Below are 4,350 nucleotides of genomic sequence, written 5' to 3' on the forward strand. Positions count from 1 at the left end.
GATAATACCTTATTATCCTTTTAATGAATATGTATTTTACTATTAAAAGGAGACCAACAAATGAAAATAGGGATTACATTTGATACTATGGAAGATTATAATGGCATTGATACATCTCAATATTGCGATTTTGCATCTTTAACCTCAATTTCATTCTTAAAGAAGCAGTTTGAATTGGCCGGATTTGATGTAGAACTTATCGGTACATATGAGAAACTTAGTAATTTAATATATTCAAAAAAATTATCTGTAGACTATATTTATAATACTGCCGAAGGGCTTCAATCCAGAAACCGTGAAGGATTAGTTCCAGCCCTATTGGAAGCAAATAAAATACCATATATCGGATCAGATGCCTATTCGCTGTCCTTAAGCCTGAATAAATATCATACAAAACTTTTAGCAAAAAGTATTGGGATTCCTACACCCCCATCTACATTAATATATTTATATGACAGCGTATCGGAAATAAAAAGGAAACTACAACAATTATCATTTCCAATCATAGTAAAACCTAATTATGAAGGTAGCAGTATGGGTATTTATTATACTGAAACAGCAGAGGATGCATACTACAAGATAAGAGAGAATCAAAAGGTTTACAGGCAAGAGATCCTTTGCGAAACTTATATTGACGGAATGGAAATTACAGTCCCTGTTATCGGTATGGGAAAAGATACAAAAGCCGTGGGTGTTGTAGAGTTTTATTACAATAATTGCAAACCATTATTTCTTTTTACATCAAATGCTAAACATTATGCGGACATTCGTTGCCGCGAAGCGATATTACCTTTAGAAACGATAAATATGCTAAAAAAACACTCTGAATCTATACACAACTTCCTTGGTTGCAGAGATATAAATCGTATTGACTTTCGTGTATCCTCAAAAGGAGACATATATTTTTTGGAAGCTAATCCGTTGCCTGCTTTAGACCCTGAAGGCTCTTTTTGTTGTGCTGCAAAAATACAGGAAATTAGTTTTCCCGAGCTACTTAAAAAAATAGTCAAATTTGCAGAAAAACGATATCATGATATAAATTATAAATAGTGATTAAAATCTTTATGTGCTAATAGCTAAATTGTTATTTCAGTTAGGTATTAGCACATAAAGACTGTTGAAGCAATTATATTTCCCAAAAAAGAAGATTGCCCAAGTGAATTTGATTTTCTAATAAATCTTGAAAGAAAGGTGCGAGAGTACTCTCGTTATAAGTATTTGCAATTTCAGGTATAGATGTATAACTTTTTGTTGAAAATAGTGTAACTAATTTACCAAGATAAACATCATATGTCTTATTATGCAAAGAATTAACTTCAATTTCTAATGCTTTCTTGCTATGGCTATAAGCTTCAGTATAATTATTTTGATCCTCATATAATAAGGCTTTTGATATATGAAAATTTCTCATTAAAAGATACGTATTACAGTCTAGTTTTCGAATACCATTTTTAACCCTATTTAGTATATCTTCTGCTTCTTCTGACTGCCCTATCTTTCTTTTACAATTTGCAATATTCATAGAAATCCATAATTGCGAAAAAGGATCTGTATGGCTATTTAAAGCTTTAAAAAAGCAGTCTAATGCTTTGTCAAAATCATTTAAATAAGCATAGACAGTTCCCAAATTATTTAAGGGATAATGATAAGAAACACTACACATATCAGTAAATATCTTATTACTTCTATTGAGATATTTTATAGCGGTTTCATATTCTTTTAAGTAAAGATAATTGATAGCAACATTATTTGCGCTTTTGGCATATGATACTAGAAGATGTTCTTTTTCGAAGTATTTCATACTTTGCTCTATCTTGTCAATTGCAAGTTCATTATCTAAAAACATATTGCTTATAGATAAAAGATAGTTATATTCTTTATGAAAAACATTTTTATTTAAAGAAATTGCTAATCCTTGTTCATATCTTTTAGACGCATAAGCAATGTCACCGAAATGATGATACATTCCAGCTAATAGAATATCAGTTTTCAAAGTCAAATATTCATCATTTATCTGGTTCTCATCTATTTTTTCTATTAATGCATCTGCTACTATTTTTGCTTCTTTTGTTTGGCCACAATTGAACAAACAGTATGCGTTCCAATATTCAATCCAGTTCTCAATTCCAGTAGAAACATATCTTTTCTTAATACACTTAAGGCTATTATATGCATTTGTAAATTGTCCCAAATAAGTATAGATTTCCATTTCCTTTAAGAGTAATTGTTGTTCTGCATATGGGAATTTCCCATTTGACAATTTGAAAAACTCTCTTATCCCAATAAGCGCGGCATCGAAATTTCGCATTTCATATGATTGCTGTATATAAACGCCAAGAATATGTAATGCCTCATCTATTTTTTCTGCTCCAAGATAATGGATCTTTATAATATTTAAAATATGTAATAAAGTATTATTTCTTTTAAGGTCATATAATTTTTTGTACAAAAATTCGGCAATTAGGAGATGTTGAGCCTTTTTTTCCGATAAATTCATTTTATCATTGATAAGATTATAGACCGTATTATTTTCGAATTCATATGAATTCTCTGTATGTACAATCAATCTAGAAAGGCGTTCAATTCTTCTTAAATTTTCTTCGGCTTTCAGTATACCTAAAGGTTGATACATGAGTGTTGAATTTATTTCGAATCCCGTTATACAGGCTTTATCCAAAGTTCTTTTTAATACTTCATCTAATTTAGAGTACCTTTGATAGATATGTTTTTCAAATAGCTTTGCGGTTAAGTGAAAGTCAAGTTCATCACAATTCCATAGATCTCCATCTTGATAAAAAATTCCCACATCCATAAAATAATATGCCATTTTTTTGAGTAATCCGGGATTATAAAAAGCTTCTTTTATAATACTTTGGATTTGCTGCGAACTGATCCCATTTTTCCCTGGCAACAAAGATGAAAAATACTTTACATAATCTCTATAATCTTTACTATTTAATAAAATGTTGTTTTCACCACATATATCTATACACTTCGTGAATTCCTCCCGCTGTTTAAAAGATAAATTGTCCGTACTAAATTCCATAATAACCAAACAAGAAATATCATTAATCTTCAAAAACTGAAGTATTTCCAGAATCAATTCTATCAAGAGTTGATCAAAATCTTTCATATCTTGAAAAATTATAACCGTATTTGGGATTTGTTTACAAATTCGAACGCAAAGTTGCTTCAAATATTCTCTATGCGAAATTTCTATATTATTTTTCTCAAAATCAATCTGTTCTTTTGCGCACTTTTGACAAAGCGCAGAAAATAGCGCTTCATAAGGGGTGTTCATGCCTGGATATTGGCAAACAGAAAGCGTTGAAATAGGACAAGTCTTTAACACTTGATTAATTAATCTTGATTTACCTTTTCCATAATCACCTCTAACTATGCATGCTGCAAATGTATTTTTGCTCTTTTGGATAAAAGATACCATTTTTTGATATTCACTTGGATATAATATCATTTTCTGCCTCCAATAATTTTAGTAAATCAGCTTGAAACAGATGTGTTACTTGATCTATCGTAAAAACTTGCTCGGGATATTGAAAAAAGAACTCAGAAAAATTAATTGCTTTTATTGTTTCTAAATTTTCTGGGTTTAAAATTAGCAAAAAAGATGGATTATATTCAGATGTTGCTGCGCCAAATTCAAAAACAATCACATCTTTAGAAAGTCGCATTAGTAAAATTGTGTGATTAGTATCTTCGTTTACAACTCTAATAAACTCTTTCCCTTTCTCATAGCTATAGGAAGATAAATTTTTCAGCTGTTCTACAATCAAATGAGATAATTCTTTGAATAATCTAGGAATTATTTCAAAAGAGTTGTCTTCAACAACATATTTATCTAACTTTTGCGCAATTATCTTTCCCAGTTCCTTAGGGGTAAGTTTATTTGCGTCCATATATCCTGTTGTACAACGAATTCCCGGGATTTGAGTATTGTCAAAAAGCACCGGTAAGATATATTCTTGAAATTCCTTGTTGTTATAGTCTGTAAACATCCGTTCTTGAGCAGATTGGCTTTCGTGAACGGTCCAGGGGCGTTCTGCATATTCTTTTGAGATAAACATTACACAATAACGTGCTTTCTTAGAATATAGTTCATCTAGGTACCGATATAAATTTTTTCCCCATAAGTCTACAGAATTATCATTATCATAAAAAACAGAAACATTATATTTTTCTAGTTCATTTTTCACTTCTTCAACGTAATCGCGCTGTGCTCCAGCGAAAGAAAAGGCAACATCGTATTGATATTGTGTTTTTTTCATTATTAATTTGTTCTCCTGGTATTTTCAATTCTTTTTCTTTTTTAAAGGATAATAAGGTATTATC

3 protein-coding genes are annotated in these 4,350 nt (G+C 30.3%); 1 reads left to right on the top strand and 2 read right to left on the bottom strand.

Going from position 1 to position 4,350, the window contains the following annotated elements:
- The first annotated feature begins 60 nt into the window (after positions 1 to 60).
- Complete coding sequence (locus BKD12_RS16115) at positions 61 to 1,050, top strand: D-alanine--D-alanine ligase family protein (protein WP_070090361.1); 990 nt, start codon at positions 61 to 63, stop codon at positions 1,048 to 1,050.
- Positions 1,051 to 1,126: 76 nt separating this feature from the next.
- Here the strand turns inward: BKD12_RS16115 and BKD12_RS16120 are convergent, their stop codons facing one another.
- Complete coding sequence (locus BKD12_RS16120; protein ID WP_070090362.1) at positions 1,127 to 3,475, bottom strand: tetratricopeptide repeat protein; 2,349 nt, start codon at positions 3,473 to 3,475, stop codon at positions 1,127 to 1,129.
- Positions 3,456 to 4,286 (bottom strand): toll/interleukin-1 receptor domain-containing protein, encoded by an 831-nt coding sequence (locus BKD12_RS16125; protein WP_070090363.1) that lies wholly within the window; start codon positions 4,284 to 4,286, stop codon positions 3,456 to 3,458. Before BKD12_RS16125 ends, BKD12_RS16120 begins: the two co-directional genes overlap by 20 nt.
- Between the last annotated feature and the right edge of the window lie 64 nt (positions 4,287 to 4,350).

Origin of the sequence: Merdimonas faecis (assembly GCF_001754075.1) — a bacterium.
Lineage (GTDB): Bacteria > Bacillota > Clostridia > Lachnospirales > Lachnospiraceae > Merdimonas > Merdimonas faecis.